Annotated in this window: 27 protein-coding genes; 9 read left to right on the forward strand and 18 right to left on the reverse strand. The window is 58.0% G+C overall.

Going from position 1 to position 26985, the window contains the following annotated elements; genetic code table 11:
- Positions 1-35: 35 nt before the first annotated feature.
- The 6 genes from ABLU87_RS26635 to ABLU87_RS26660 all read right to left on the reverse strand — a co-directional run bounded on the left by ABLU87_RS26635 (position 36) and on the right by ABLU87_RS26660 (position 7777).
- The gene (locus tag ABLU87_RS26635; RefSeq protein WP_122117624.1) at positions 36-3149 is read right to left on the reverse strand and encodes an efflux RND transporter permease subunit; all 3114 of its coding nucleotides are present in this window, start codon (positions 3147-3149) and stop codon (positions 36-38) included.
- Positions 3146-4615, reverse strand: a complete 1470-nt coding sequence (locus tag ABLU87_RS26640) for an efflux RND transporter periplasmic adaptor subunit (protein WP_122117623.1) — start codon at positions 4613-4615, stop codon at positions 3146-3148. Before ABLU87_RS26640 ends, ABLU87_RS26635 begins: the two co-directional genes overlap by 4 nt.
- Complete coding sequence (locus tag ABLU87_RS26645) at positions 4615-5862, reverse strand: TolC family protein (protein WP_122117622.1); 1248 nt, start codon at positions 5860-5862, stop codon at positions 4615-4617. Before ABLU87_RS26645 ends, ABLU87_RS26640 begins: the two co-directional genes overlap by 1 nt.
- Before the next feature lie 13 nt (positions 5863-5875).
- The gene (locus tag ABLU87_RS26650) at positions 5876-6244 is read right to left on the reverse strand and encodes a copper-binding protein (protein ID WP_196942023.1); all 369 of its coding nucleotides are present in this window, start codon (positions 6242-6244) and stop codon (positions 5876-5878) included.
- Positions 6245-6316: 72 nt separating this feature from the next.
- Positions 6317-6736, reverse strand: a complete 420-nt coding sequence (locus ABLU87_RS26655) for a hypothetical protein (protein WP_122116925.1) — start codon at positions 6734-6736, stop codon at positions 6317-6319.
- A 240-nt stretch (positions 6737-6976) separates the two neighbouring features.
- Positions 6977-7777, reverse strand: coding sequence for an MBL fold metallo-hydrolase (locus tag ABLU87_RS26660; RefSeq protein WP_122116924.1), 801 nt, complete (start codon positions 7775-7777; stop codon positions 6977-6979).
- A 184-nt stretch (positions 7778-7961) separates the two neighbouring features.
- On the opposite strand from ABLU87_RS26660, the gene tam reads away from it, so the two are divergent.
- On the forward strand, positions 7962-8714 hold the full coding sequence (gene tam, locus ABLU87_RS26665) for a trans-aconitate 2-methyltransferase (RefSeq protein ID WP_122116923.1): 753 nt from the start codon (positions 7962-7964) through the stop codon (positions 8712-8714).
- Between the two features lie 233 nt (positions 8715-8947).
- Here tam and ABLU87_RS26670 read toward each other — a convergent pair whose 3' ends face one another.
- From ABLU87_RS26670 to sad, 7 genes are all read right to left on the reverse strand, one after another.
- A complete protein-coding gene (locus ABLU87_RS26670; protein ID WP_122116922.1) occupies positions 8948-9388 on the reverse strand; it encodes a GNAT family N-acetyltransferase in 441 nt (146 codons plus the stop codon).
- A gap of 329 nt (positions 9389-9717) precedes the next feature.
- Positions 9718-11169, reverse strand: a complete 1452-nt coding sequence (locus tag ABLU87_RS26675) for a tagaturonate reductase (RefSeq protein ID WP_122116921.1) — start codon at positions 11167-11169, stop codon at positions 9718-9720.
- Positions 11170-11280: 111 nt separating this feature from the next.
- Positions 11281-11811 carry a GNAT family N-acetyltransferase gene (locus ABLU87_RS26680; protein WP_025105748.1) on the reverse strand — a complete coding sequence of 177 codons (531 nt, stop codon included), beginning with the start codon at positions 11809-11811 and terminating at the stop codon, positions 11281-11283.
- An 89-nt stretch (positions 11812-11900) separates the two neighbouring features.
- On the reverse strand, positions 11901-13313 hold the full coding sequence (locus tag ABLU87_RS26685; protein ID WP_004851155.1) for a GGDEF domain-containing protein: 1413 nt from the start codon (positions 13311-13313) through the stop codon (positions 11901-11903).
- 107 nt (positions 13314-13420) lie between these two features.
- Positions 13421-13795 carry a DUF4186 domain-containing protein gene (locus ABLU87_RS26690; protein ID WP_032694369.1) on the reverse strand — a complete coding sequence of 125 codons (375 nt, stop codon included), beginning with the start codon at positions 13793-13795 and terminating at the stop codon, positions 13421-13423.
- On the reverse strand, positions 13795-14721 hold the full coding sequence (gene glsB / locus ABLU87_RS26695; protein WP_014229486.1) for a glutaminase B: 927 nt from the start codon (positions 14719-14721) through the stop codon (positions 13795-13797). Before glsB ends, ABLU87_RS26690 begins: the two co-directional genes overlap by 1 nt.
- 204 nt (positions 14722-14925) lie before the next feature.
- Positions 14926-16311 carry a succinate-semialdehyde dehydrogenase gene (gene sad / locus ABLU87_RS26700; protein ID WP_032719170.1) on the reverse strand — a complete coding sequence of 462 codons (1386 nt, stop codon included), beginning with the start codon at positions 16309-16311 and terminating at the stop codon, positions 14926-14928.
- A gap of 105 nt (positions 16312-16416) precedes the next feature.
- Between sad and ABLU87_RS26705 the strand changes: the two genes are divergently transcribed.
- Positions 16417-17295: a LysR family transcriptional regulator gene (locus tag ABLU87_RS26705; protein WP_004851166.1), complete on the forward strand. Its 879-nt coding sequence runs from the start codon at positions 16417-16419 to the stop codon at positions 17293-17295.
- Here ABLU87_RS26705 and ABLU87_RS26710 read toward each other — a convergent pair.
- Positions 17249-17731, reverse strand: coding sequence for a GNAT family N-acetyltransferase (locus tag ABLU87_RS26710; protein ID WP_032749021.1), 483 nt, complete (start codon positions 17729-17731; stop codon positions 17249-17251). The genes ABLU87_RS26705 and ABLU87_RS26710 overlap by 47 nt on opposite strands.
- Positions 17732-17876: 145 nt before the next feature.
- Between ABLU87_RS26710 and ABLU87_RS26715 the strand changes: the two genes are divergently transcribed.
- Positions 17877-18821 (forward strand): L-lactate dehydrogenase, encoded by a 945-nt coding sequence (locus ABLU87_RS26715; RefSeq protein ID WP_014229489.1) that lies wholly within the window; start codon positions 17877-17879, stop codon positions 18819-18821.
- Between the two features lie 119 nt (positions 18822-18940).
- Here the strand turns inward: ABLU87_RS26715 and ABLU87_RS26720 are convergent, their stop codons facing one another.
- Positions 18941-19729, reverse strand: coding sequence for a PhzF family phenazine biosynthesis protein (locus ABLU87_RS26720; RefSeq protein ID WP_047723751.1), 789 nt, complete (start codon positions 19727-19729; stop codon positions 18941-18943).
- A 9-nt stretch (positions 19730-19738) separates the two neighbouring features.
- The gene (locus tag ABLU87_RS26725) at positions 19739-20530 is read right to left on the reverse strand and encodes a PhzF family phenazine biosynthesis protein (RefSeq protein WP_122116920.1); all 792 of its coding nucleotides are present in this window, start codon (positions 20528-20530) and stop codon (positions 19739-19741) included.
- Positions 20531-20735: 205 nt separating this feature from the next.
- Here ABLU87_RS26725 and ABLU87_RS26730 point away from each other — a divergent pair, with 205 nt between their 5' ends.
- Complete coding sequence (locus ABLU87_RS26730; protein ID WP_025105754.1) at positions 20736-21935, forward strand: sugar transporter; 1200 nt, start codon at positions 20736-20738, stop codon at positions 21933-21935.
- Between the two features lie 77 nt (positions 21936-22012).
- Here the strand turns inward: ABLU87_RS26730 and ABLU87_RS26735 are convergent, their stop codons facing one another.
- Positions 22013-22681 carry a MarC family NAAT transporter gene (locus ABLU87_RS26735; protein WP_004119839.1) on the reverse strand — a complete coding sequence of 223 codons (669 nt, stop codon included), beginning with the start codon at positions 22679-22681 and terminating at the stop codon, positions 22013-22015.
- A 261-nt stretch (positions 22682-22942) separates the two neighbouring features.
- Between ABLU87_RS26735 and marR the strand changes: the two genes are divergently transcribed.
- Genes marR through marB form a run of 3 tightly spaced genes read left to right on the forward strand, consistent with a single transcriptional unit; the run spans position 22943 to position 24024 of the window.
- Entirely contained in the window at positions 22943-23377 is a 435-nt protein-coding gene (gene marR / locus ABLU87_RS26740; RefSeq protein WP_004102349.1) for a multiple antibiotic resistance transcriptional regulator MarR, read from the forward strand.
- 17 nt (positions 23378-23394) lie between these two features.
- On the forward strand, positions 23395-23775 hold the full coding sequence (marA, locus tag ABLU87_RS26745; RefSeq protein ID WP_004102351.1) for an MDR efflux pump AcrAB transcriptional activator MarA: 381 nt from the start codon (positions 23395-23397) through the stop codon (positions 23773-23775).
- A 30-nt stretch (positions 23776-23805) separates the two neighbouring features.
- A complete protein-coding gene (gene marB, locus ABLU87_RS26750) occupies positions 23806-24024 on the forward strand; it encodes a multiple antibiotic resistance protein MarB (protein ID WP_004851184.1) in 219 nt (72 codons plus the stop codon).
- A 32-nt stretch (positions 24025-24056) separates the two neighbouring features.
- On the opposite strand, the gene eamA is transcribed toward marB, so the two are convergent.
- Complete coding sequence (gene eamA, locus ABLU87_RS26755; RefSeq protein WP_014229493.1) at positions 24057-24956, reverse strand: O-acetylserine/cysteine exporter; 900 nt, start codon at positions 24954-24956, stop codon at positions 24057-24059.
- 192 nt (positions 24957-25148) lie between these two features.
- Here eamA and ydeE point away from each other — a divergent pair, with 192 nt between their 5' ends.
- Both ydeE and ABLU87_RS26765 read left to right on the forward strand, forming a co-directional pair.
- Positions 25149-26342, forward strand: a complete 1194-nt coding sequence (gene ydeE, locus ABLU87_RS26760; RefSeq protein WP_122116919.1) for an efflux MFS transporter YdeE — start codon at positions 25149-25151, stop codon at positions 26340-26342.
- Positions 26343-26459: 117 nt separating this feature from the next.
- Positions 26460-26930, forward strand: a complete 471-nt coding sequence (locus ABLU87_RS26765; RefSeq protein WP_014838594.1) for a helix-turn-helix domain-containing protein — start codon at positions 26460-26462, stop codon at positions 26928-26930.
- Positions 26931-26985: the final 55 nt, after the last annotated feature.

Consider the following 26985-nt stretch of genomic DNA (forward strand, 5'->3'; position numbering starts at 1 on the left):
TTCACGCCCGAGCCGCCTGGCCCGGGCGTTGTACTTTAGCGTTTGTTACGGTGCGTCAGGAGATAGACTGCCGGGATCACCAGCATCGAGAGCAGCGGCGCGGTGATCATCCCGCCGATCATCGGCGCGGCGATACGCTGCATCACCTCAGATCCGGTGCCCCCTCCCCACATAATCGGCAGCAGTCCGGCCATGATTGTCGCCACGGTCATCACTTTCGGGCGCACGCGCAGCACGGCCCCTTCATGAATCGCCTCGTTGAGCGCGCGATCGTTCAGCTCGGGGCTACGTTTCGCGATCGCCTGGTTCAAATAGAGCACCATAATCACCCCGAACTCCGCCGCCACGCCGGCAAGCGCAATAAAGCCCACGGCGGCGGCTACCGACAGGTTGTAGCCCAGCAGCCAGAGCAGCCAGACGCCGCCGATCAGCGAAAACGGCAAAGTTCCCATAATCAGCAGAGCGTCTTTAACGCGACTGAAAGTGACGTAAAGCAGGATAAAGATAATCATCAGGGTAAACGGCAGCACGATTTTCAGCTTCGCGGTGGCGCGCTCGAGGTACTCATACTGCCCGGACCAGGTCAGCGAGATGCCTTCCGGCAGCCTGACCCGTTTGCCGACCTCGCTCTGCATTTCATCAACTGCGGATTTTAAGTCGCGCCCGCGAATATCCACGTAGATCCAGTCCGACAGGCGGGCGTTTTCGCTTTTCAGCATCGGCGGGCCGTCGGTAATGGTGATGTCCGCCAGTTCCGAGAGCGCGACCTGCGCCCCGCCGCTGGTCACTACCGGCAGATCGCGCAGCTTTTGCAGCGAGTCGCGCATTTCGCGCGGATAGCGGACGCTGATTGGGTAACGTTCTCGCCCCTCGATGGTTTCGCCGATGTTATCGCCGCCGACGACGCTGGCGACGATTGACTGCAGCTCCTTCACCGACACGCCGTAGCGGGCGGCTTTCACCCGGTCGATAGCGATATCGATATAGCGGCCGCCGTCGAGGCGCTCCGCCAGCGCCGACGTCACCCCCGGTACGCTACGCACGATGCGCTCAATCTCTTCGGCGGTCTTTTCGATCTCCGCCAGATTGTTACCGTTCACTTTGATGCCGACCGGGCTTTTGATGCCGGTCGCCAGCATGTCCAGGCGATTACGGATCGGCGGTACCCAGACGTTGGCTATCCCCGGTACCTTCACCGTATTGTCGAGCTCCTCGATCAGCTTATCCATGGTCATGCCGGGCCGCCATTCGCTTTTCGGCTTGAACTGAATCGTGGTTTCCAGCATGGTCAGCGGCGCCGGGTCGGTAGCGCTGTCCGCCCGCCCGGCCTTGCCGAATACGCTTTGCACTTCAGGAATGGTCTTGATCAGACGGTCGGTCTGCTGCAGCAAGCGTCCCGCTTCGCGGCTGGAGATCCCCGGCAGCGTGGAGGGCATATACAACAGGTCGCCCTCGTCAATTTGCGGCAGAAATTCGCTGCCGAGCTGCGCCAGCGGCCACAGCGTGGCAACCAGCAGCAGGCCCGCCGCCGCCAGCGTCGCCTTCGGCCACTGCAAAACTTTATCCAGCAGCGGCTCATAGGCGCGAATCAGCCAGCGGTTGAGCGGATTGGCGGTTTCATCAGGAATTTTGCCGCGAATAAAGTAGCCCATCAGCACCGGCACCAGGGTGATCCCGAGTCCGGCGGCCACCGCCATCGAATACGTTTTGGTGAAGGCCAGCGGCGAGAACATCTTGCCCTCCTGAGCCTCGAGGGTGAACACCGGAATAAACGACAGGGTGATAATCAGCAGGCTGCAAAACAGCGCAGGCCCCACTTCCGACGCCGCGTGCTGGGCAATCTGCCAGTAGTCGGCGGAGGACGGCTGGCGTTCAGGGTGCTCGTGCCGCCACTGCTCCAGCACCTTATGCATATTTTCTATCATCACGATTGCCGCATCGACCATGGCCCCGATGGCGATCGCAATCCCGCCGAGCGACATCATATTGGCGCTGACGCCCTGATAGTGCATCACAATAAAGGCGCCAAGGATCCCCAGCGGCAGCGTGATCATCGCCACCAGAGCGCTGCGGAAGTGGAACAGAAACAGCGAGCAGACCACCGCCACGACGATAAACTCCTCAATGAGCTTATGGGTCAGAGTCTCGACGGAGTTTTTAATCAGCTGCGAACGATCGTAGACCGGAACAATCTCCACGCCTGCGGGCAGGCTTTTTTGCACTTCCGCCAGTTTGGCCTTTACGGCGTTAATGGTGCTGAGCGCGTTTTTACCCGAGCGCATAATGATTATCCCGCCCGCCACCTCGCCCTGGCCGTTGAGCTCGGCGACGCCGCGCCGGATCGCCGGTCCCCGGCGCACGCTGGCGACGTCGGAGAGCAGCACCGGCACGCCGCTGCGCGCAGCGATAACCACCTGGTTAAAGTCGTCGATGGACTTCAGGTAGCCGGTGGTGCGTACCATATATTCGGCTTCGCCCAGCTCGAGCACCGAACCGCCCCCTTCCTGGTTGGCGCTCTGGATCGCGCTAATCACCTGCTCGTGGGTGACGTTCAGCGCCCGCAGCCGGTCAGGATTAAGGATCACCTGATACTCTTTGACCATTCCGCCGACGCTGGCCACCTCCGAAACATCCGGCACGGTTTTCAGCTCATATTTGAGGATCCAGTCCTGAATCGCCCGCAGGTCGCCGAGGCTATGCTGGCCGCTTTTGTCGGTAAGCACATATTCAAACACCCAGCCGACGCCGGTGGCATCCGGCCCCAGCGACGCTTTCGCTTCCGGCGGCAGGCTGCTCTGGACCTGACTCAGGTACTCCAGCACGCGGGAGCGCGCCCAGTACGGGTCCGTTCCATCATCAAACAGCACATAGACATAAGCATCGCCGAACATCGAAAAGCCGCGCACGGTTTTCGCTCCCGGCACCGACAGCATGGTGGTAGTCAGCGGGTAGGTCACCTGATCTTCGACAATCTGCGGCGCTTTCCCCGGATAGCTCACGCGAATGATCACCTGGGTATCGGAGAGATCCGGCAGCGCGTCCAGCGGCGCCTGCTGTACCGACCAGACGCCCCAGGCGGCCATAATCAGCGTCGCCAGCAATACCAGCAGGCGGTTGCGCAATGACCAGCGGATAACGGCGGCGATCATGGCTGCTCCTTAGCGCCGTTCAGCGGCATCATTGAGGTGACTCGCGCCCCTTCATCGGTCAGGACGAAGTGAAACATCACCGACTCGCCGGGCCGCATCTGTTCCCGCAGCTGCGGCGTAATAGCAAAATCCATGATCATTGCCGGCCATTTCAGCGCCGGTACCGGCTGGTGCGCAATGGTTACCGCCTCATCGTTCACGGCCTTAATAACGCCCTGCGCTGAGTAGCTTTTTGCTTCCTCCTCTTGCCCGGCCATTTGCGGCAGCGCGCTGCGCAGGCTGGCTTCGGAGTCAATCAGGAACTGCCCGGAGGTCACCACCTTTTGGCCCGCTTCGAGGCCGGATTTAATCTCAACCAGACCATTCTGCGTTCGCCCTGCGGTCACCTCGACCGGACGGAAATGCCCCTCGCCGTCGGCGATTAGCACCCGATTGCTGGTGCCGGTGGCAATTAATGCCTCTTCCGGAATAGCCAGAACGGCGCTCTCCTGCTGCGCCTCAGCCAGCTCAACGTTCAAATACATGCCCGGCTTGAGCCGATGCTGCGGATTATTCAGCACTACGCGGGCTTTCAACGTACGGGTGGTGGCTTCGAGGTCGGGAAGCAGTTCGCTGACGGTTCCCTGAAACGCCATACCGGGCCAGCTGCCGGTGGTGGCTGTCACCTTACTGCCTTCGCGCAGCAGGCTGGCCTGGCTTTGCGGGTAATCAATCACGATCCAGACCGGATCGAGGCTGGCCAGCTCGAACAGCGGTTGGGCTGTCGTGACCTGCGCGCCGGTGCGCACATCCAGCTTGCTGACGTAGCCATCGTGCGGCGCGCGCACCGTCATGCGGGTTTGCGGTTGACCGCTGCGCTCAACGCTACGGATAACCGCTTCCGGCATAAACTGCAGCCGCAGGCGGTCGCGGGCCGCGGCGGTCAGCCCGCTATCGCCCAGCCGCCTCACCGCCAGATACTCCTGCTGCGCCGCCGCCCACTGCGGGATCCACAGCTCCGCCAGCGCCTCGTTCTTTTTCACAAACTGCTGGGAGGCGTTGACGTAAAGTTTCTCAATCAGACCGCTGGCCAGCGCCGGTACCGTTTCAACGCCCCGCTCATCAATGGCCACGGTAGCAAAAGCATTGAGCTTCAGCGCCAGCGTCTGGCGGGAGACGTTCGCCGTACGGACGCCAAGGTTTTGCTGCTGGCGGGCGCTAATCTGCACGCCCCCGGCGTCTTCTCCCGCGCCTTCATCGGCGTAGCGCGGTACCAAATCCATATCCATAAACGGCGATTTACCCGGTTTATCAAAGCGCGTAGCGGGGGCCATTGGATCGTACCAGTACAGCACTTTGCGGCCCGTTTCCGCCTGGCCGCCGCCAGCGGAGGGCATCGGCGCGCTTCGCGAACCCAGCCAGTAGCCGCCAGCGGCGGCAAGGGCGACGGCCAGCGCCACAACGGTAAGAGCAGATTTAAGCTTCATTATTTAACATCCTGTGGAATAAGGTAGCGAATAGCGGCCCACGCATCGGCAAGCGCTTTCTCCGCATTGTTGCTGGCAATTTCTCCGCTCAGGAGATCGCGGCGGGCGGCGAGCAGTTCAGGCAGCGCGGAGCTGCCGCCCCGATACTGGGCATTGACGAGACTCACCTTCTTGCGCAGCAGCGGCAGCACCTCGCTTTGCTGGCGATCGTAAATGGCTTTCGCGGCGTTATATTGCGAAATCAGCTGATACTGCTGCGCCTGATGTTCGCGCATCAATAACGTCAGCCGATCGTTGGCTTCATAGGTACGGGAGACGTCCGCTGCGTGGTCTTTGTCCTGACGTTTGCCCTGAAAAATAGGCATATCGACGGTAAACATGACCCCCACCATGTCGTCATAATCATCACCGCGTCGGGCGTAATAAACCTCAACGCCCACGTCGGGGATCGCCGCGACTTCCGACTGACCTGATTTCGCTTTCGCCAGATCGGCTTCTCTGGCGGCCTGGATCACTTCCGGGTGAAGTTTAATCCCGGCCATTAAGTCGGCTTCGTCGGCAGGCAGACGTTCAATGCGCGGCAGCGGGCCGGAGATATCGCGGACCTCCTTCCCGGTGAGCTGCAACAGGCGCGCCTGGGCGATCTGTACATCGCGGCGGGCGTTATCCTGCTCATTTTTCATCGCATTCAGCGCCAGCTGAACGTCCAGCACGCTGCTGGGACTGGCGCTGGCGCTGCTGACGCCGGCCTTTTGTACGTCGATTTGCCGGGACGTTTCGCTAATCAACGTCTGCACCGAGCGCAGCGACTTCTGCGCCAGCGCCAGCGCCAGCCACGCCTGGGCGGTTTCCCGCTGCAGCCGGGCACGAATCACATCGGCATTAGCGGCGGTCTGGCGCGCCTCGGCGGTAATGGAGTCGGCTTTCCGTTCACGCTTGGTACTGCTGACGTAGTCCTGCATCACGCCAACTCTTTGCATGGTCATCCCCTCGCGGGTGAGACGGCTGGCGTTATTGCCGCCCAGCGGGACGTTTTCAATACCAAATTTCAGCTTCGGATCGGGGAGCTGCATGGCGGAATCCGCCATATTCTTCAAAGCGTTAACCTGATGATCGTTGGCGGAGAGCTCGGCGGAGTAGTTTTCCGCCGCCGACAGGGCCTCAGAAAGCGTCGTTGCCCAGCCGTTGGTGGACATCAGCGACAGTAAAAGCGGCAGCCCGCAGGCCGCCTTATTGAAGATGTGCATAATGACTCCGGAATTATCGCGCGGTAATTGAAATGATCGCGTAGCCGGAGTCGGTCTGGCGGAAGGTGAAATCGACCTGCTCTCCCACCGCCAGCTTTTTATCGTGGTTATCAGCGAGCGCAAAGCTCATGGTCATCGCCGGCCAGTTCAGCTCGGTAACCGGAGAGTGGGCAATCACGACGGCATCGTCGCGCCAGGCTTTAATGACCCCGCTGGCTGAATAAAGCGTGGCGGAATCATCCGCCTTCTTCATCTCCGGCATATCCGCCATGGAGGACATGGTGTGATGGTGCATCGCGGCATCTTCCGCGCTGGCGGTAAATGCGCTGAAGGAAAAGGTCAGTACGCTGGTAATAAGCAGAAAAATAGAGGTCGAACGCATAATAAAGTCTCCGAAAAAAACATAAAGTCGCCCGCAGACCGGGCAGATCTGATGGATGTTTTTAACGGTGCGTTATTCCCTGAAACGGCAGAAGCGTATCTCAACCGGCGGACCGGTGACCGGCGGCGTGCGCCAGTCCATACGTTCAGCGCAGGTCTCCTGCTGCGGGGAAACCACAAGTAGCGCGGTTTCGGAGGGGAGCGCGTTCAGCTGTAGAGAGGTTAAGGAGTTAGGCTGCGCGGTATCGGGGTCGCAGTGCTTCTCACAGATAACTTTCTGGCCGACGTTTTCCATGCCGGGCATGTTCATCATGCCATCGACAATATGGTGAGTTTGCACCTGCGGCGCCGTGGGCTGCTGCTGGCCGCCATGGTGCGCCGCAACGGCGAGCTGAAGGTTGAGCAGTAACCAACAGGCAATAACAAGCCCTGCGCGGATACGAAGCCGGCGCCGGGTTGCTTGTTTAAATAATGCCTGTAGTGACTGAATCATAGTGATATTCGCAATTAGACGACCGCTGGATTAAATCACACTCACCGCAACAATTAAACGATATTTCAAAGAGAAAACTCCAGGTTAAATAGAATGAAGTTTCTCTATAAATATTTACACCAAAAAGCGATATCAGTATTTGACCTTCCCCTTGGGGGAAGGTGTATAGCCGGCGGATAATGTATTTAATAAATAGCAAAAATGTTATTTATATGTAATTAGCAAAAGTGAACGCGATTATTATTCCAGCACCAACGTATCGCCGGTTGCCGGCGCGCTACTCTCCGCTAGCCACCAGCGCCCCCATGAACCGGTGCAGTGGCAGGCCATCACCTCCTCGACCTTCTGCTGGCGCAAGAATTGTCTAAGCTGACGAATTGCCCACGGCGGCGCGCTGCGCAGATGAAGACCGCCGATGATGGCGTATACCTGCTGGATGCCGGTGATCTTCTGGCAGTGGCGAATCGTATCGATCAATCCGCGATGCCCGCAGCCGCAGATAATGACTAACCCTCGCGTCGAGCGGTAGATCAGGACGCCTTCATCGACAATATAGTCCTCACCCTGGGATTGACCCGTCAGGAGGCCATAGGCACGCGGGTGAGCGACCGTAATCTCACCGGACCACACCAGTCGTTCGCCGATCGCCACCGGCTCGCGGCTGTACTCCATGCGGTGGCGGGAGTAGTCGATGTCTCGCGACAGCTTTTTGATTTTCCAGTTGCGTCCTGCGAGAGATAACGCCGAGTAGCGGGTGAGTCCAATCTGCGGATGACAAATAATACGGCTGTTGTCCGGCAGCCACGGCACCCCGCCGCAGTGATCGTAATGTCCATGGGAGAGCACCGTGGCGGTCAGGTCAGATAAAGAGACGCCCATACGCTGCGCATTATGAAGAAACGTGCCGTCTGGCCCGGTATCAAACAGCACCCGGCTGGTTTCATCCTCCACAAGCAGGCTTAATCCGGGTTTCGCCTGCAGCAGGCTGTCCTGCCCCTTGCCGAGCCGGTTTTCGAGTAACACCTTAATGATTAACGCCATTTAATGACCATCCCCCTGGTTTGCGACGCCTACTGTAGCCAACCGCTGGCGGGGATACCGTGATGAACCCTGCATAAGGAAAAGTGACAGCGTCACAACAAAGTAACATATTGATTCTGTTTAGTTGCCAGATAAGCATTGCCGTCTATGCTGATGAACGAGTTTCTCTTAACCGGAGCGCGCTATGGCAGACTGGAATCCTTCACTTTATTTGCAATTCGGGGCTGAGCGTACGCGGCCCGCCGCCGAGCTTCTCGCCCGCATCGCCCACCATCCCGCCACGCTGGCCGTTGATCTGGGCTGCGGACCTGGCAACAGTACCGCTCTGCTGCGCGATGCCTGGCCAGATGCCACGATTATCGGCGTTGATAATTCTCCGGCCATGCTGGAAGAGGCCTCCCGGCGGCTGCCGGACTGCCGGTTCGTCGAGGCGGATATCGCTACCTTTCGCCCCGAGCGGCCGGCGGACGTCATTTATGCCAATGCTTCGCTGCAGTGGCTCACGGATCATCAGCGCCTTTTCCCTCATCTGGTCAGCAATCTTGCGAAAAATGGCGTACTGGCGGTGCAAATGCCGGTGAACTGGCAAGAGCCCTCGCACGCGCTGATGCGTCAGGTTGCTGAAGAGATGGGACATCCGGCCAGTGGGCGGCAGCCGCTGCCGGATGTGTCGGAGTATTACGATATACTGACCACCAGCGGCTGCGAGGTGGATATCTGGCGCACCACCTACCATCACCCGCTGGCATCGCACCAGGCCATTATTGAATGGCTACAGTCAACGGGCCTGCGACCGTTTTTACAACCGCTTGATGAACAGCAGCGCCAGGCGTTTCTCGGACGCTATCTGGAACGGCTGAAACAGCACTATCCGTTACAGTGTAACGGAAAGGTACTGCTGCGATTTCCGCGCCTGTTTATCGTCGCGCGCCGCTAGCGCCATCGGAGTGTAAAAAGAGGGAGAGAACGCTACGGCGCAGGAAGCAGGCGCCGTAGGCCAGGTTTACCAGGACAGATGATGGACCAGAGAGAGATCCCATGCGGTAGCCAGCAGCGAAAGAAACATGATGAGGTTCACAACCGTCTCTATGCGTTTTTCCATTTTGTTACTCCTGAGTCGTTTCCCCTGTTTTACAGGGGAAATCTTAATAACTTCTTAATCTCAGATTTTCAGAGCGTCACGCGGTAACGAACATAGTCATCGGCTGGCGTAAATTCATCATACAGACGCCGGGCCGGATTATCAGTACGAGTGTGCCAGTACAGCCGCGACCACCCTTTCTCTTTCCCTTCCGCTTGCAGCGCCTGCATCAACGCCCTGGCGATGCCTTTGCCGCGCATCGGCGGGGCAACAAACAGATCTTCCAGATAGCAAACAGGCGTCTTTACCCAGGTACCTTCGTGAAGGACACAAATCGCAAATCCAGCGACGTTGCCATCCGCCAGGGCAACCCGGCCCAGCATGGGAGAAGCGGAATCAAGCATCCGCTGCCAGGTATATTCCGTGACGTCGGACGGCTGCGGGCTACCGTAGAAACTGGTATAGCCTTCCCATAGCTGTAGCCACTGCGCTTTGTCCTGCTGGCTCACTTCACGAATTTCAATGACCATGGGTCTCATCTCTCGTTTGGATAAGCCATTATTTTCCAGTCAGATAATTAGTTCAACCGCCGGGGGCACAATTCATCTTTTTCTCTTAATTGCCCCTGTTTCCGCTGCCGGACGAAATGGGCACAATCTTTCAGACCTGCCTTTGTAAAAAAACACATAAGTATGTTGTAACTAATTAGAGTGCCAAACTAACCCGGCAGCTGCCGGGTTGAAATTGATGCTCCATCGCTTCAGGAATGTGCCCGGATGAGTGCCGGGCGGCGGCTAACTCCTTACCCGGCCGACACAATCGACGCTATTCTGGTCGTCCGTCAGCGGGCTTCAGGGTATCAGCACAATGGCTTAACGGCGGCGCGCATGCCGTCGCGCAGAATAGCATCCAGATCCTGCGTGACCCGCTCAACCAGACCCGGCACTTTCGTCAGGTCCTGCTCCCAGTGGGATTCAACGGACAGTACGGCTTTTACCAGCTCGCCGGTGGTGATTTGCGCATCCCGATGCTGGGCCCATAGCGCCTTATAGCTCTCCATCCATTCGGCATCATCCTGAACCGGATAGTTCTCACCGTTACGCTCGCCGCGATAAAAGGCGATCAGCGCCGCCAGCGCAAAGGTCAGGCGCGTGGGGAGAGTCCCCTCTTTCTTCTGGCCCGCCAGCAGCTGCGGCAGAATGCGGGTACGATATTTAGTCATGCCGTTCAGCGCGATAGACAGCAGTTGATGCTTGATGTACGGGTTACGGAAACGACCGGTTACCGCGCTGGCGAAGGACGCCAGCTCATCGCGCGGCAGATCGAGAACCGGAATAATCTCCTGATAAATCGCCTTCTCGACGAATGAGCAGATTTCCGCATCGTTCATCGCTTCGCCCACCGTATCCAGGCCTGCCTGGAAGGCGACCGGCACCAGCGCGGTGTGCGCGCCGTTAAGAATGGCCACTTTACGCTCTTTGTACGGTTTAATATCGTCAACAATCAGCACATTAAGCGGTAGCTTATCGAGGCGCAGCTCGGCGGCCAGGGATTTCGGCCCCTGAATGACAAACAGGTAGAAATGTTCGGCAGTATCGAGGAAACCGTCTTTATACCCCAGCTGCTCTTCAATCTGCGCGGCTTCATCGCGCGGATAGCCGGTCACAATACGGTCTACCAGGGTAGAGCAAAAAGCGTTGGCTTCATCCAGCCATGCCACAAACGCTTCCGGCAGCGCCCACTCCTGCGCATAGCGCAGCACCAGTTCCCGCAGCGCTTCACCGTTGTAATCAATCAGCTCGCAGGGAACGATGACCCAGCCTTTATCCGCCGCGCCGGAGAAATGGCTGTAGCGCTCAAACAGCAGGCGGGTCAGTTTTGCCGGATAGCTTACCGCAGGCGCATCGTCGAAGCGGTCGCCCGCGTGGTAGCTAATACCCGCTTCGGTGGTATTGGAAAACACAAACCGCATATCCGGGTTGTGCGCCAGCCGCAGCAGTTCATCGTAATCCGCATAGGCGCTGATTTCGCGGTTTACCGAGCGAATCAGACGCGCATCGCTGACCGCTTCCCCTTTCTCGTTCAGGCCGCGAATAATCGTGGTGTAGAGGCCATCCTGGGTGCTGAGCGACGGCGGGAATGAGCTCTCAATCGGACGCACGATCACCACCCCGGCATTCAGGTCGGTATGCTCGTTCAGCAGATCGATCTGCCAGTCGATAAACGCGCGCAGGAAGTTACCTTCGCCAAACTGAATGATACGTTCAGGGTACTGCGCGCCCGGGAAATCGCGACGGTTTAGTGTTTTCACAAGGGTTCCCTCATAGAGTAGTCATACAACCTGAGTAATTGGTCCAATAAGTTATCAGGTTTTTACGCAAGTGAAACCCTGTTTTGATCAAAGCTGTATGCAATATAAAATTTATGACAGAAATTTATAGAACAGCGATGTTGCCGTCAGCTCGCCGTTGGGCATCAGCGCATAGCGTGGAATTTCCCCGGCTTTTTCCCAACCACACTGTACATAAAAGTTTTCTGCTCCGCTGCCGGTCGCCGTATCCAGCACCAGAACGCTCTTACCCTGCTCGCGCGCGATGGCTTCCAGTCGGGCCATCAGCGCATTCGCCAGCCCCTGACGCCGCGCATTTTGGTGAACCAGAAGTTTGGCGACATCGGCGCGGTGCGGCTGGTTTTCCGGCTGGTCGGTAATCAGCTGTACCGTACCAACAAGCCGCTGCTGCGCATCCGCTGCGGCGAGAACAATGCGCTCACCGGCGGCGACGCTCTGCGCCATTCGCAGCCAGAACGCCGTCGCGGTTTCCGGGGAAAAAGGCAGCATAAAGCTCACCGAGGCCCCGCCGTTGACGCAGCTGACGAGGATGTCGGTTAATTCAGGAAGGTGTTCAAGAATATCGTCACGCGACAGCGTGCGCAGAGAAAAGGATGTGGTCATAGGTAACTCCTTGAAATTGACCACATCACTATGTTTTTAACTTATATTTAACACAAGCGGAATTACCATCGTATTTTCTTATGTACGATTCAGACCATTTCTTGCGTAAAAATACGATTGCGTCCGGCTTTTTTTGCCCGAATCATAGAATCATCGGCGACCATGAGCAGCTGGTTGAACAGATCCGTTATTCTGGCTGAACCCGGCGCCCGGCTCTCCAGCCCCATGCTGATGGTCAGCTGGATCCTGTTTTGCCCCCAGGTGAAGGTTTGCGACTCGATGCCCTGGCGAATTTTTTCCGCCAGCAGCACTCCGTCTCGCGCGGATGAGGTCAGCGCCGCGACGGCAAACTCTTCCCCACCAATACGCGCCACCATGCCCTCTTCACCCACCAGCTGCCGCACCTGCTGCGCAAACTGGGCCAGCATACAATCGCCGCACTCGTGGCCCCAGCGATCGTTAACCTGCTTGAAGCCGTCGATGTCGAGCACCATCACGGTGAGCAGCTCGTTTTCCGCGATCGGCTGACGTTTCAACGCTTCGCTTAGCCCGGAGCGAGAATAGACCCGGGTCTGGAAGTCGAAATCAGCGCGCAGGGCCAGCTGTTTGACCAGGTTATTAATCGCCTCAACGCTGGAAGCGACGATGATGGGGCTGATCAGCATCGCAGCAATCCCCAGGCGCGTTGAAAACAGCTGCCACGGCTGCATCCGGGTATCGGGGGAGAGATGGATAAGCGAGTTCGCCACCAGCAGAATTTCGCTAATCCCGGTAATAAAGGTCAACAGGCAGGTTAACGGTAGCGGATAGCGAATCGCGCACCAAATCAGCGCCGGTAACGGGAAGGTTATGCTCCCGGCCCCGCCCACCGCCACGCCGAGCACAATCGACAGCACCAGCGCAATCGCCGGTAACAGCTGACGCAGGCGAAAACGCCCGAACGCCGAAGGGAGCGTGAGGGTTAAAATGAACGGCAGGATCAGCACAGCAGTCGAAAACTGTTCGCTAAACCAGTCCGCCAGTTGGGGAATAAACGTGGCGCGTTCCACATCTACCGAACCCAGCGCCCCGACGGCCGCGCAGAGCAGCGCCGCCAGCAGACAGTAGCAAAACAGGCTTAGCGCATTTATCGGTCCCGGCATCGAATCAGCCCGGCGCTTATCCCACAAAATGAGCTGCGCCAGGGTGACGATAAAAACGATATTGGAGAAGTTGATCAGAAAGGAGGCGAACCCCATTCCCCAACGAGATGTTAAACCGTCATATACCAGCATGGCGGCAAAACAAACGGCGTAAAAATAGCTGCGATTTAGCCAGATATAACGCGCAAAAATCCCCGCCATTACCGCGTTCAGCGGCCAGAAGAACGACAATTCTTGTACCAGACGCAGCATCGCGCCAAAGAAATGCAGTAGTAGCGTTAAAGTGAACAACACCAGCGCATCACGCACGGGCTGTTCCTCACGAAACAGCGTGAATGACCGAATCGACAGTGGAGACATTCATGATTATCCGTCTAATTGTTTCAGGCAATTATTATGTTAATAATTAGTAAGCGGTTCATCATATCATGAGAATAATTATCAGGCATATACCGCCGCCCGATGAATTACAGTCTGCTGCGGTCCGGCGAATTCATCTGGATCACCAGCCAGTGGTGAATCACCTGCACCACGTAGCGCTGCTCTTCGTCGCTGAGGCCGCGCCCCCGCGGGATCGCGTGCCACTTTTCCAGACAGCCGCGACAGCAGGTCGCGGTGGCATGCTGGGCGATAAACACCGGATGTCCGCGCATCGGGGTCTGCTTACCGTCGTTAGGAATTTGCGCAGGGGCCAGCCGACTGGCGATAAAGTCCGCCGCGTGCTGGTCGATAACCTCCGCGCCCTTATCATAACAATACTGCCGTTCTTTCACGCCGAGGCGAAAACGGGAGCGAAAAGTGGAGCGCTGCAGGCGGGCAAACAGGTTTTCTATGGGCACCATCAGAATACCGACCTCCCCAGTTTTTGAGTGAGTTTTTCCAGTAAAGCGATCCCGGCCAGCGAGTTCCCGGCGTCATCGAGCTCCGGGCTCCAGACCGCAATCGCCATCTCCTGCGGAACGATGGCCACAATCCCGCCGCCGACGCCGGATTTCGCCGGTAAACCGACGCGCCACGCAAACTCACCGGCGTTCTGATACATGCCGCTGGTCATCATCAGCGCGTTGACCTGCCGCGACTGAATGGGGGCGATAACCGGCGTCTCAAGGTGCGGAGCGATACCTCGGTCGGCAAGAAACAGAAAGGTGCGCGCCAGCTCTACGCAGCTCATCTCCAGCGAACAGTAGTGGAAATAGTTTTGCAGCACCGTGGCGACATCGTTATGGAAATTACCGAAGGATTTCATCAGCCAGGCTATCGCGGCATTGCGCGCCGAATGGTCGAACTCCGAGCGGGCAACCACCGGGTCATAGGCGATATCGCCCACACCGCTCAGACGACGCACGATTTCCAGCATCCGCTGGCGAGGCGCGCTGAGACGACTTTGCAGCATATCGCAGACCACCAGCGCCCCGGCATTAATAAACGGGTTGCGCGGTTTGCCTTGTTCAATTTCCAGCTGCAACAGCGAGTTGAAAGGCTGGCCGGAGGGATCTTTACCCACCCGCTGCCAGATCTCCTCTTCCTGATAGTGGTTCATCGCGACCACCAGGCTCAGGACTTTCGAGATAGATTGGATAGAGAAGCGCTCGTGCGCGTCGCCGGCGCTGTAGTGCTGACCGTCGACCGTACAGATAGCCACGCCGAGCTTATCGCCGCTGACGCTGGCCAGCGCCGGAATATAGTCCGCCACTTTACCGCGACCAATTAGCGGCCTGACTTCAGCCAAAATGGCATCGAGCATTGCGTTATTCATTACCGTCGCCACGCGCGGCTCCTTGCCAACAACAAAATTCGGGCGGTAATTATAGGCGCACGGGACGCGAAGAAACAGCCTCTTTCTCGCCCTCGCGTCGCCAGGGGGATGGTTCGCTCGTCAGCGGGGCGCCTGCCCGGGCTACCAAACCCGCAAATCGCACGAATCGGTAGCCCGGGAAAGGCGTTAACCGCAACCCGGGGATTTTTCCGCAGGCTAGCGGCGATCTCTCCAGACGGTCTGCACGTTGCAGAATTCATGCAGACCAAAATGGGAGAGCTCGCGGCCAAATCCGCTTTTCTTCACGCCGCCGAACGCCACGCGGGCATCGCTGGCGCAGTAGCCGTTGATAAACACTCCGCCGCACTCCAGCTCATCGGCAAAACGCTGGGCCTGCGCTTCACTGGTGGTGTAAACCGTTGCTGAAAGGCCAAATTCGCTGTCATTAGCCAGCGCCAGCGCGTGATCGGCATCGCGGGCTTCGGTAATCGTCGCCACCGGGCCAAACAGCTCCTCGCGGAAACCGGTCATCTCCGCGGTAACGTTTCCGAGCACCGTCGGCGCGTAGTAGTTGCCGGCGCCTTCGATTTTTTCCGCCCCCAGCAGCAGGGTCGCCCCCTCTTTTAGGGTCGCGCGCACCTGCTCGTGCAGCTCATCGCGCAGATCGAACCGCGCCATCGGCCCAATATAGTTCTGCTCATCGCGCGGGTCGCCCATTTTCAGCGCGGCAGCAGCGGCGACAAATTTCTGCGTAAAGGCCTCGGCGATGCCCGCTTCGACGATAAAACGCTTCGCCGCGGCGCAGACCTGACCGGTATTCTGGTAGCGACCTATCACCGCCGCTTTCACCGCCTCGTCAAGGTCGGCATCGTTAAGCACGATAAAGGGATCGGAGCCGCCCAGCTCCAGCACGCATTTTTTCAACGCCGCGCCGGCCTGTGCGCCAATGGCCTTCCCGGCGCGCACGCTGCCGGTGACGGTCACCGCGGCGATGCGCGGATCGTTAATCATTTGCGAAACGCCATCGTTGGTGGCGTTCACCCAGCCAAAGACGCCGTCCGGCACGCCCGCAGCGGCAAAAATTTCGCCGATCATCGCCGCGCTGCCCAGCACGTTTGGCGCATGCTTAAGCAGATAGCTGTTGCCCGCCAGCAGAATGGGCACCGCGCCGCGCAGCACCTGCCACACCGGGAAGTTCCACGGCATGACAGCAAGGATAGCCCCCATCGGGCGGTACTCAATCACCGCTTTATTGTCTTCAACCAGCGTCGCCTCGGTATTGAGCATCGCCGGGCCGTGTTCAGCATACCAGTCACAAAGATTGGCGGATTTAGCCACTTCGCCGCGCGCCTGGGCAATCGGTTTACCCATTTCGCGACTAATCATTTGCGCCAGCGCTTCGCCACGGGCGCGCATCGCGCTACCGACGTTACGCAGCGTCGCCGCGCGCTCCGCCACGCTGACGTTGCGCCACTGACGATACCCCTGTTCCGCAAGGGCAATGGCCGCATCGACCTGCTGTTCGCTGGCCCAGGGCACAGACGACAAAGTTTCACCGGTGGTCGGACTCACGGAAATCGCATGAGTAGCAGATAAATTCATCGTTTTTCTCTCTGTGTTGATTGCGAAGTGACCTTATTCTGGCTTACCCTTCCTTTCATTAAAAATGAATAATATTAAGCAACCTATTCACAAAAGAAGAACGCTATGGATCTGACCCAGCTTGAGATGTTTAACGCCGTCGCCAGCACCGGCAGCATTACCCAGGCCGCGCAGAAGGTGCATCGCGTGCCGTCAAACCTGACTACACGCATCCGCCAGCTGGAGGCGGATCTCGGCGTCGAACTGTTTATTCGCGAAAATCAGCGGCTGCGGTTGTCGCCCGCCGGGCACAGCTTTTTACGCTATAGCCAGCAGATCCTCGCCCTTGTTGATGAAGCGAGGATGGTGGTCGCCGGAGATGAACCTCAGGGGCTGTTTTCGCTCGGCTCGCTGGAGAGTACCGCCGCCGTGCGCATTTCCCCTACCCTGGCGCACTTTAATCAGCGCTATCCCAAGATTCACCTGGCCCTCTCCACCGGTCCTTCCGGCACCATGATCGACGGCGTACTTGAGGGAAATCTGAGCGCAGCGTTCGTTGACGGTCCGCTGGTGCACCCGGGGCTGGAGGGGTTACCGGTGTTCCCGGAAGAGATGATGATCGTCGCGCCCTTTGGCCACCCGCCCATCGCCCGCGCCAGCGAAGTGAACGGCGCCAGCGTCTACGCGTTTCGCGCCAACTGCTCCTATCGCCGTCATTTTGAGAGCTGGTTCCACGCCGATCGCGCCACCCCGGGGCGGATCCATGAGATGGAGTCCTACCACGGGATGCTGGCCTGCGTCATTGCCGGCGCCGGACTGGCGCTGATGCCGCGCAGCATGCTGGAGAGTATGCCGGGCCATCAGCAGGTATCCGCTTGGCCGCTGGCCGAAGAGTGGCGCTGGCTGACGACCTGGCTGGTCTGGCGGCGCGGGGCGAAAACTCGCCAGCTCGAGGCGTTTATAGCGCTGCTGAACGAAGATCGACAAGCAGCAGCTTCTCCATAAAAATGCTTAACGGATCCGGCTGATACGGCGCAAAGGCGCTGCGGGTCTGGTAGCCATTGCGCGTGTATAACGCGACGGCGGCGTGCTGATGGATGCCCGTTTCCAGGCGTACGGTATGGCATTCGCGATTTATCGCCTCTTTCTCCAGCGCCGCCAGCAGTTTTTCCCCCAGCTGCTGGCCGCGATGGGCCGGGTGAATAAACACCCTTTTCATCTCGCCAACCCCCTCTTCACCGAGCACGATGGCCCCACAGCCGACGGCCCGGTGCTGCGCATCGCGGATAATGAGCGCGATGACCGACGCCGCCGGTAGCGCGCTCAGGTCGATAAGATGATTGCTTTCCGCCGGGTAGAGCGTCTGCTGGTATGCGTCCAGCTCGGCAATTAAGGCGGTCAGATCCGGGTGATTTAGCGGGGTCGCGGCGATAGTGTACATAAAGAAGCTCCTTTTTTGAGCGTACTGTAGCGCGGGGCGTCCGCGGAGCCGCCATAGCATTAACTTATAGCTTCTGACCCGACTTGCGCTCCCCCCTTGAGAGGCAGTAATTTTGCGACATAACGTCTTTTATCAGGAAAATACGATGAATACCAAAGCGCGCAAGGTGATGATTATCGGGGCCGGAAACGTCGGCGCCTCAGCGGCCTACGCCCTGTTAAACCAGAATATTTGCGAGGAGCTGATCCTTGTCGATCTCAATACCTCACGCGCCGAAGCGCACGCTCAGGACCTGAGCGACGCGGCCGCCTACATGCCGGGCATGATGACGATTTCCACCCGGGAAGCCAGCGACTGCGCCGATGTCGATATCGCGGTTATCACCGTTTCCGGCGGCGCGCTCAAGCCGGGTCAAACCCGGCTGGACGAACTGACCAACACGGCAAAAATCGTCAAAAGCATCGTCCCGCAGATGATGCGCGGCGGCTTCAACGGCATCTTTTTGGTTGCCACCAACCCCTGCGACATCATCACCTGGCAGGTGTGGCAGCTTTCGGGCCTGCCGCGCGGCCAGGTGCTGGGTACCGGCGTCTGGCTGGACACGACGCGCTTACGCCGGGTACTGGCCCAGGCGCTGGATATCGGCGCGCAAAGCATCGACGCCTTTATTCTTGGCGAGCATGGCGATACCCAGTTTCCGGTGTGGTCACACTCGGCGGTTTACGGCTCCGCCATCGCCGATGTTTACCAAAAACATACCGGCCAGGCTCTCGACCGGGAGCTGATTGCCGAAAAGGTGCGCAAGCTGGGGTTTGAGATTTACGCCGGCAAAGGCTGCACGGAGTACGGCGTCGCCGGAACCATCGCCGAAATCTGCCGCAATATTTTCACCGGCAGCCATCGCGCGCTGGCGGTGTCGTGCATTCTTGACGGGGAATATGGCGTAACCGGCGCGGCGGCTGGCGTTCCCGCGGTGCTGACGCAAAGCGGCGTGCAGCAGATTATTGAACTGCAGCTGGCCGATGATGAAGCGGAGAAATTCCGCCACTCTATCGAAGTGATTAAAGCCAATATCGCCCGTCTACCGTGATGGCCTATTTTCCATGCGGGTTTCGCAGGAATAGCGCGCAGGATAAGTTTGCCGGGTAACCCACTCGGATTCGGGATCGGCGGGTCTGTTGCCGATCCCGTCTTATGATGACGGGTGAGCTAGCGTAGCGTTATTACGCCATTTAAATAGGTCACCGCCTGGCCGCTCATCAATACGCGTTTTCCTTTCAGCTCGCAGCGCATATCGCCGCCGCGCGCGGAAACCTGGCGCGCCAGCAGCTGAGTTTTACCGCGCTTTGCGCTCCAGTAGGGGATCAGCATAGTATGCGCCGAACCGGTTACCGGATCTTCCCACACCGCTTCACCGGGTGAGAAAAAGCGGCTAACGAAGTCATATTCCCCGCTGCCCGCGGCGGTCACGGTCACTTTATGTTCGCCGGGCGTCATCGCAGCAATATTCGGCCGCAGGGCTTCGACCTGGTCACGGGAGGCCAGTTCGATAAGCCATGCGCGCCCCTTGCGGGCATGCAGGTAGCGCTCAATCCCCAGCGCGGAGAGCATCTCCGCGGGCGGCTCGCGCTCTTGCGTTTCTCCCGCCGGGAAATCCAGGGTCAGCCAGTCGCCCTCGCGGCTCACGGTCAGCCGACCGGAAGCGGTCGCGAAGTGAATCAGCGCATCAGGATAATCCAGGTGATGAAATATCACGTGCGCGCTGGCAAGCGTGGCGTGGCCACAGAGATTGACCTCATTGCGGGTGGTAAACCAGCGCAGCGCAAAACCATCGCTCTCAGGTACCACAAACGCGGTTTCCGACTGGTTGTGCTGCTGCGCCATTTTGAGCAGCAGCTCATCCGGCAGCCACTTTTTAAGCAGGCATACCGCAGCCGGGTTGCCGGCGAAAGGCTGGTCGCTGAACGCCGCCACCAGATAAAAAGGAATTTCCGTCACCGTCCCTCCTTAACGAAGCGTAATCGTGCCGATTAAGTAGGTGGTCGCCTGACCGCCGATCAGAACCCGGTCGCCCCGCCACTGGCAGCGCAGGTCGCCGCCGCGCGCCGACACCTGCCGCGCCTGCATATCCGTTTTGCCGAGCTTCTCGCCCCAGTAGGGAATCAGCATACTGTGCGCCGAGCCGGTGACCGGGTCTTCCGCCACCGCCTCGCCCGGACAGAAGAAACGGCTGACAAAGTCATACTCTTCGTCCGGGGCGCTGATACAGATCATTTTGCCGAGGCGCTCAAGCAGCTGCATATCCGGACGCACCGCCTCCACCTGCTGGCGGTCGGCTAAAACCACCAGGTAATCACGCGCCACGCGGACTTCCACCGCGTCGCTCAGCCCCAGCCCGGCCAGCAGCTCCGCAGGCGGCTGCTCAACGGCGGTCGTCGCCCAGGCCGGGAAATCCAGGGTCAGCCAGTCGCCGCTGCGCGTGACCCGAAGCTCGCCGACAAAGCGGGTACTAAATACGATTGTCGATGAGGGGTGGTCAAAATATTCAAAAATGACGTGCGAGGCCGCCAGGGTCGCGTGGCCGCAAAGGTTGATCTCATCCAGCGTGGTAAACCAACGTAGCTCATACCCCTCATCCGTACGCACAAAAAACGCGGTCTCCGACTGATTGTGCTGCTGCGCCATGTTCAACAGCGTTTCGTCCGGCAGCCATTCGGTCAGCGGGCAGACGGCCGCCGCGTTGCCGCCAAAGCTCCGATCGCTGAAGGCATCCACCAGATAAAAGCTAATTTCCTGCATTGTTCTGTCCCTCTATTTTTTTTACTTATCGATAACATGACATAAACGTGAGAAATCCACACGTTTAATAGAAAAATTAATCCGTTAGTACCGAAAATCTGGCTGAAGCGAAAATGAGATGTAGATCACAAAATGGTTGTATTTTCAGCAGCAATCGTTTTAAGATCGTCCCACTTCTTTCCTCTTTGTAACCAGCCCTGAACTTATGATGACAAATACGGTTTCACGCAAGGTCGCGTGGCTGCGCGTAGTCACGCTTGCGATTGCGGCATTTATCTTTAATACCACCGAATTTGCGCCCGTGGGCCTGCTGTCGGATATCGCCGACAGCTTTGGCATGGAAACGGCGCAGGTTGGGATTATGCTGACGATCTACGCCTGGGTTGTCGCCCTGATGTCGCTGCCCTTTATGCTGCTGACCAGCAAGATGGAGCGCCGTCGCCTGCTGGTTGGCCTGTTTATCCTGTTTATCGCCAGCCACGTGCTGTCGTTCCTGGCCTGGAACTTCAACGTGCTGGTGATCAGCCGTATCGGTATCGCCTTTGCCCACGCGGTGTTCTGGTCAATCACCTCGGCGCTGGCTATACGAATGGCGCCTGCGGGTAAACGCGCGCAGGCGCTGAGCCTGATTGCCACCGGTACCGCGCTGGCAATGGTCTTCGGTATCCCGATTGGCCGTATCGTCGGGCAATACTTTGGCTGGCGCACCACGTTCCTGGTCATCGGCCTCGGCGCGCTGGTTACCATGGTTTGCCTGATCAAGCTGCTACCTAAGCTGCCGAGCGAGCACTCAGGGTCGCTGAAAAGCCTGCCGGTGCTGTTCCGTCGCCCTGCGCTGCTGAGCATCTATTTGCTGACGGTGATTGTGGTGACCGCGCACTATACCGCCTACAGCTACATTGAACCGTTCGTTCAGACGGTCGCCGGCCTGAGCGGCAACTTTGCTACCGTGCTGCTGTTGACCCTGGGCGGCGCGGGCATCGTCGGCAGCATCCTCTTTGGTAAGCTCGGCAACCTGCATGCGTCCGGGTTAATTAACGCGGCGATTGGCCTGCTGCTGGCGTGCCTGCTGCTGCTGCTGCCCGCCTCGCACAACGCCAACCACCTGATGCTGCTGAGCGTCTTCTGGGGCGTGGCGATCATGATTATCGGGCTTGGTATGCAGGTTAAAGTGCTGGCGCTGGCGCCGGACGCGACCGACGTGGCGATGTCGCTGTTTTCGGGGATCTTTAATATCGGCATCGGCGCGGGCGCGCTGGTGGGCAGCCAGGTCAGTACCCATCTGTCGATGGCGTCCATTGGCTATGTCGGGGCGATCCCTGCGGTCGTCGCGTTAGTATGGGCGGTGATGATTTTCCGCCGCTGGCCGGTGTCGCTGGAAGATCAGCAGCCGCATCACTCCTGATCGTGCTGTTAAAAAAAACCTGCCGGTCGTGAGATCGGCAGGTTTTTTTACGTCTGGTATCAGGACGGCGATGACCGTCAGGCGTGATAAGTCGAAATAATCTCCAGCACGCCGTTAATAATAAACTGCACGCCCATACAGACCAGCAGGAAGCCCATCAGGCGGGAAATCGCCTCAATGCCGCCCTTCCCGACCAAACGCATGATTGCCCCTGAACTGCGGAGACAGCCCCACAGGATAATCCCGACCAGGGCAAAAATAATCGGCGGCGCGACCAGCACAACCCAGTCCGGGAAGCTCGCCCCGTGCTTTACCGTAGACGCTGAGCTGATAATCATCGCGATTGTCCCCGGCCCTGCGGTGCTTGGCATCGCCAGCGGAACGAAGGCGATATTCGCCGTCGGTTCATCCTCGAGCTCTTCCGATTTCAGCTTAGCTTCCATCGAATCATGGGCTTTTTGCTGGGGAAAGAGCATGCGGAAGCCGATAAAGGCGACGATCAGGCCGCCGGCAATACGCAGACCGGGAATCGAAATTCCGAAGGTGTTCATCACCACCTGGCCGGCATACCAGGCGACCATCAGGATGGCGAACACATAAACCGAGGCCATCAGCGACTGACGGTTACGCTCGGCGTTATTCATATTCCCGGCCAGGCCAAGGAACAGCGCCACGGTAGTCAGCGGGTTCGCCAGCGGTAGAATCACTACCAGTCCCAGGCCTATCGCTTTAAAAAGATCCATCATAGTGAATTAAGGTCCTGTCAATATTGGATTATCAAAAAAATGACGCGTGCTGAGTATATCGTCTGTTGCCAGATTGTACCCGTTCTCCTCAGGACGCATTCACCCTTCCTTCAAATCATAAGATAACAACGTGAAATAGAGTGACCTGCCTCACAACAATTCGTTTTAGCAAATCGTGGCATCGGCTAATTCATCAGGTTGACTTATATTTGCCTAGGCAATAATATCTCCCGCAACTAAGTCATTGCCTGGGCAACCATTGTGAAAAGTACAAGCGACCTGTTTAACGAAATGATCCCTCTTGGCCGCTTGATCCAGATGGTTAACCAGAAAAAAGATCGCCTGCTCAACGACTATCTCTCGCCGATGGATATTACTTCCACCCAGTTCCGGGTGCTCTGTTCCATTCGTTGCGAAGTGTGTATTACCCCCGTTGAGCTGAAAACCGTGCTTTCGGTCGACCCAGGCGCAATGACGCGCATGCTCGACCGCCTGGTCTGTAAAGGCTGGATTGAACGGTTACCCAACCCGACTGACAAGCGTGGCGTGCTGGTACAGTTAACGCCAGACGGCGCAGCCCTTTGTGAGCAATGTCATCAGGTTGTGGGTCAGAAATTGCACCAGGAACTAACAAAAAATCTGTCGACGGATGAAGTGGCCACTCTTGAGTGTTTACTCAAAAAAGTTCTGTCGTAATAAGAAGAGGTAAGATGATGTCCAGACGCAATAACGACGCCATCACTATCCATAGTATTTTGTCGTGGATCGAGGATAACCTGGAATCGCCCCTGTCGCTGGAGAAGGTTTCAGAGCGCTCAGGTTACTCCAAGTGGCACCTGCAAAGAATGTTCAAGAAAGAGACCGGTCACTCGCTGGGACAGTATATCCGCAGCCGTAAGCTGACCGAGATCGCGCAGAAGCTGAAGCAGAGCAACGAGCCTATCTTATACCTGGCCGAACGCTATGGCTTTGAATCGCAGCAAACGCTGACGCGAACTTTTAAGAACTATTTCGATGTTCCGCCGCACCAGTATCGTATTACCAACGTGCCGGGCGAGTCGCGCTACCTGCTCCCATTAAATAACTGTTGTTAACCGCCTGCAAAAAGACGTATTGAGGAAATCATGAAACTATTCGCTTCCGCCGCCATCGTGCTATTGGCGCTGGTCTCGAGCCAAAGTTATGCGGAGCAAACCAGCACCCCGGTTCGCCACAACAACCGGGATGCGATGATTATTCCTTCCGAACATAATGATTCGCCTTTTGATTTCAATCACATGGCCTCTGGCAGTGATAAATCAGATGAACTGGGCGTGCCCTATTACAACCAGCAAAGCCTGTAAAATCCCTTTAGCCCCGTGACCGGGGCTTTTTTTTACCCCCGCGCCATGCCCGGACGCACGATCCGCAGGCCAAATACGTTGATATACAGCCCGGCCATAATCAGTACCGCGCCCAGCAGCTGCAGGCTATTCAGCGTCTCGCCGAGCAATAAGGCCGCGCTGGCCATCCCGACCACCGGCACCAGCAGCGACAGCGGCGCCACGCGCCAGGTTTCATAGCGGCCGAGCAGCGCCCCCCAAATACCATAGCCGACGATAGTGGCAATAAACGCCAGATAGAGCAGCGACAGGATCGTCAGCAGGTCGATATGCAGCAGGCTTTCCGCCATGACCTGCGGGCCGTCGAGGATCCACGACGCCAGCATAAACGGCAGCACCGGGATCAGCGCGCTCCATACCACCAAAGACATAATCGGCGGCCGGCTCGCATGCGACATAATTTTCTTGTTGAAGATATTGCCGCAGGCCCAGCTCAGCGCCGCGGCCAGCGTCAGCATAAAGCCCACCAGCGGGACATGCTGGCCGCCGAGGCTGGCTTCGACCAGCACCAGTACGCCGAAAATCGCCAGCGCGATCCCCGCCAGCTGTTTCCCCTGCAAACGTTCGCCGAAAATAAACGCCCCGAGAATGATGGTGAAAAAGGCCTGCGCCTGCAGCACCAGCGATGCCAGTCCGGCAGGCATGCCGAGGCTAATCGCGCAGAACAAAAACGCAAACTGACCGAAGCTAATCGTCAGGCCGTAGCCCAGCAGCAGGCTCAGCGGAATTTTTGGCCGCGCGACGAAGAGCAGCGCCGGGAAAGCCACCAGCAAAAAGCGCAGTCCGGCGAGCATCAGCGGCGGCATATTATGCAGCCCCACCTTGATCACCACGAAATTCAGCCCCCATACCACCACCACCAGCAATGCCAGCAGCCCGTCTTTACGCGTCATACCCGCCTCGGTTGTTATTGGAATTTTTGCGAACAAAATCAAACTACCGAATAATTCGTCCGCCGCATAGATCATTATTTTCGGTAGGGCGCTGGCGTGCTTTTCATCCTCCCCGGGAACTATACAAGCCCCGGTTAGCGTGCTATTTGTGATCGTGACAACAAAAATAACATCACATCAGGCAAGGAAAAAATGATACCGACTCTCAGGCGCTCAACCGCAGCGCTGCTGGCTTCGTCGTTGCTGTTAACCATTGGCCGCGGCGCAACGTTACCTTTTATGACGATCTACCTCACCCGCCAGTACCAGCTGGAGGTGGATAAAATCGGCTACGCGCTGTCGAGCGCGCTGATCGTCGGGGTGCTGTTCAGCTTGGGTTTTGGCATTCTCGCCGATAAGTTCGACAAAAAGCGCTATATGACGCTCGCCGTGCTGGCGTTTATTGGCGGCTTTATCGCTATTCCTCTGGTCAATAGCGTCGCGCTGGTGGTGTTTTTCTTCGCGCTGATTAACTGCGCTTACTCCGTCTTCTCTACCGTGCTGAAAGCGTGGTTTGCCGACGTGCTGTCGCCGGAAAAGAAGGCGCAGATTTTTTCCCTTAACTACACCTTTCTCAATATTGGCTGGACCGTTGGGCCGCCTATCGGCACTCTGCTGGTCATGCACAGTATTAACCTGCCGTTCTGGCTGGCGGCCGGCTGCGCCGCCCTTCCGCTGGTATTTATTCAGCTGTTTGTGCAGCGCACCAGCGCCGCGATTGCTCAGGATAACGCGGTCCAGTGGTCGCCGTCGGTGCTGCTGCGCGATCGCGCTCTGCTGTGGTTTACCCTTTCCGGCCTGCTGGCCTCCTTTGTCGGCGGCTCTTTCGCTTCCTGCATTTCCCAGTATGTGCTGGTGGTAGCGGACAGCGATTTTGCCGAAAAAGTGGTTGCGGTGGTACTGCCGGTTAACGCGGCCGTGGTGGTGGCGCTGCAGTATGCGGTTGGTCGTCGCCTTACCGCCCGCAATATTCGCCCGCTGATGACCTTTGGGACGGTCTGTTTTGTGCTCGGGCTGGGCGGTTTTGTTATTTCCGATAACAGCCTGCTGTTGTGGGGCCTCTCCGCCGCCATTTTTACACTCGGAGAGGTTATCTACGCGCCGGGGGAATATATGCTGATCGATAACATTGCGCCGCCGGGCATGAAAGCCAGCTACTTTTCCGCCCAGTCGCTGGGCTGGCTGGGGGCGGCGTTTAACCCGATGCTGACCGGAACGATTCTGACCCATCTGCCGCACTGGTCGCTGTTTGTGATATTGATGCTGGCGATTATCGCCGCATGGCTGATGATTTTCCGCGGCATGAACGTTCGTCCGTGGAACGGTAGCGCGGTCGCCCGCGCCTGATGCCAGGCGCCGTGCGGCTGTCAGGTTGCTGTCGCGTCCCTGTCGGGTTCCGATCGTGGTGCCCGACAGCCCGCTCGATGATACTCCATCTCAGGTTTTCACCCGGAGATAGAAACAATGAACAGTAGTCATCAGGTTAAACAATTACGTTTGCAGCGCGCCTGGTCGCAGGAGCAGCTTGCCGAACTGGCCGGCGTCAGCGTGCGCACCATTCAGCGCATCGAGAACGGCGACCGTCCCGGCCTCGAGACGCTCAGCGCGCTTGCGGCGGTATTTGAAGTAAACGTCGCCGAGATTAGCGGCGAATCGCCGGCGGGCCACGAAGCGTCGCTGGATTTACGTATTGAGGAAGCCAAAGCGCGCGTCGAACGCGAGAGCCGTTTTTACCGTTCATTGACGGTGGCCGTCGTCGTTTGCGTTCTGCTGGCGCTGCTGAACTGGCTGAGCGGCGCAGAGAGCTACTGGTCCGCATGGGTGGCGATCGTCTGGGGAGCGCTGCTGGCGGTTAAAGGGTTGCGCCTGTTTGTTTTTGGCGAATGGATCAATCGCTGGCGTCAGGCGCGCCTGCAGCGGCTGCTGCGCAAATAGCCCTCTGCGCGCTTTTCCCGGGGGCGGCGCAAAGCGCCTTGCCCGGGCTACGGGT

It is taken from the genome of Klebsiella sp. CB_Kp196 (assembly GCF_040061575.1).
GTDB lineage: Bacteria > Pseudomonadota > Gammaproteobacteria > Enterobacterales > Enterobacteriaceae > Klebsiella > Klebsiella michiganensis.

What these genes read in the sequence shown, in the direction of transcription:
- ABLU87_RS26635 (WP_122117624.1), bottom strand. Translation starts at nt 3,149, where the DNA reads ATGATCGCCGCCGTTATCCGCTGGTCATTGCGCAACCGCCTGCTGGTA.
- ABLU87_RS26640 (WP_122117623.1), bottom strand. Translation starts at nt 4,615, where the DNA reads ATGAAGCTTAAATCTGCTCTTACCGTTGTGGCGCTGGCCGTCGCCCTT.
- ABLU87_RS26645 (WP_122117622.1), bottom strand. Translation starts at nt 5,862, where the DNA reads ATGCACATCTTCAATAAGGCGGCCTGCGGGCTGCCGCTTTTACTGTCG.
- ABLU87_RS26650 (WP_196942023.1), bottom strand. Translation starts at nt 6,244, where the DNA reads ATGCGTTCGACCTCTATTTTTCTGCTTATTACCAGCGTACTGACCTTT.
- ABLU87_RS26655 (WP_122116925.1), bottom strand. Translation starts at nt 6,736, where the DNA reads ATGATTCAGTCACTACAGGCATTATTTAAACAAGCAACCCGGCGCCGG.
- ABLU87_RS26660 (WP_122116924.1), bottom strand. Translation starts at nt 7,777, where the DNA reads ATGGCGTTAATCATTAAGGTGTTACTCGAAAACCGGCTCGGCAAGGGG.
- tam (WP_122116923.1), top strand. Translation starts at nt 7,962, where the DNA reads ATGGCAGACTGGAATCCTTCACTTTATTTGCAATTCGGGGCTGAGCGT.
- ABLU87_RS26670 (WP_122116922.1), bottom strand. Translation starts at nt 9,388, where the DNA reads ATGGTCATTGAAATTCGTGAAGTGAGCCAGCAGGACAAAGCGCAGTGG.
- ABLU87_RS26680 (WP_025105748.1), bottom strand. Translation starts at nt 11,811, where the DNA reads ATGACCACATCCTTTTCTCTGCGCACGCTGTCGCGTGACGATATTCTT.
- ABLU87_RS26685 (WP_004851155.1), bottom strand. Translation starts at nt 13,313, where the DNA reads ATGTCTCCACTGTCGATTCGGTCATTCACGCTGTTTCGTGAGGAACAG.
- ABLU87_RS26690 (WP_032694369.1), bottom strand. Translation starts at nt 13,795, where the DNA reads ATGGTGCCCATAGAAAACCTGTTTGCCCGCCTGCAGCGCTCCACTTTT.
- sad (WP_032719170.1), bottom strand. Translation starts at nt 16,311, where the DNA reads ATGAATTTATCTGCTACTCATGCGATTTCCGTGAGTCCGACCACCGGT.
- ABLU87_RS26705 (WP_004851166.1), top strand. Translation starts at nt 16,417, where the DNA reads ATGGATCTGACCCAGCTTGAGATGTTTAACGCCGTCGCCAGCACCGGC.
- ABLU87_RS26710 (WP_032749021.1), bottom strand. Translation starts at nt 17,731, where the DNA reads ATGTACACTATCGCCGCGACCCCGCTAAATCACCCGGATCTGACCGCC.
- ABLU87_RS26715 (WP_014229489.1), top strand. Translation starts at nt 17,877, where the DNA reads ATGAATACCAAAGCGCGCAAGGTGATGATTATCGGGGCCGGAAACGTC.
- ABLU87_RS26725 (WP_122116920.1), bottom strand. Translation starts at nt 20,530, where the DNA reads ATGCAGGAAATTAGCTTTTATCTGGTGGATGCCTTCAGCGATCGGAGC.
- ABLU87_RS26730 (WP_025105754.1), top strand. Translation starts at nt 20,736, where the DNA reads ATGATGACAAATACGGTTTCACGCAAGGTCGCGTGGCTGCGCGTAGTC.
- ABLU87_RS26735 (WP_004119839.1), bottom strand. Translation starts at nt 22,681, where the DNA reads ATGATGGATCTTTTTAAAGCGATAGGCCTGGGACTGGTAGTGATTCTA.
- marA (WP_004102351.1), top strand. Translation starts at nt 23,395, where the DNA reads ATGTCCAGACGCAATAACGACGCCATCACTATCCATAGTATTTTGTCG.
- marB (WP_004851184.1), top strand. Translation starts at nt 23,806, where the DNA reads ATGAAACTATTCGCTTCCGCCGCCATCGTGCTATTGGCGCTGGTCTCG.
- eamA (WP_014229493.1), bottom strand. Translation starts at nt 24,956, where the DNA reads ATGACGCGTAAAGACGGGCTGCTGGCATTGCTGGTGGTGGTGGTATGG.
- ydeE (WP_122116919.1), top strand. Translation starts at nt 25,149, where the DNA reads ATGATACCGACTCTCAGGCGCTCAACCGCAGCGCTGCTGGCTTCGTCG.
- ABLU87_RS26765 (WP_014838594.1), top strand. Translation starts at nt 26,460, where the DNA reads ATGAACAGTAGTCATCAGGTTAAACAATTACGTTTGCAGCGCGCCTGG.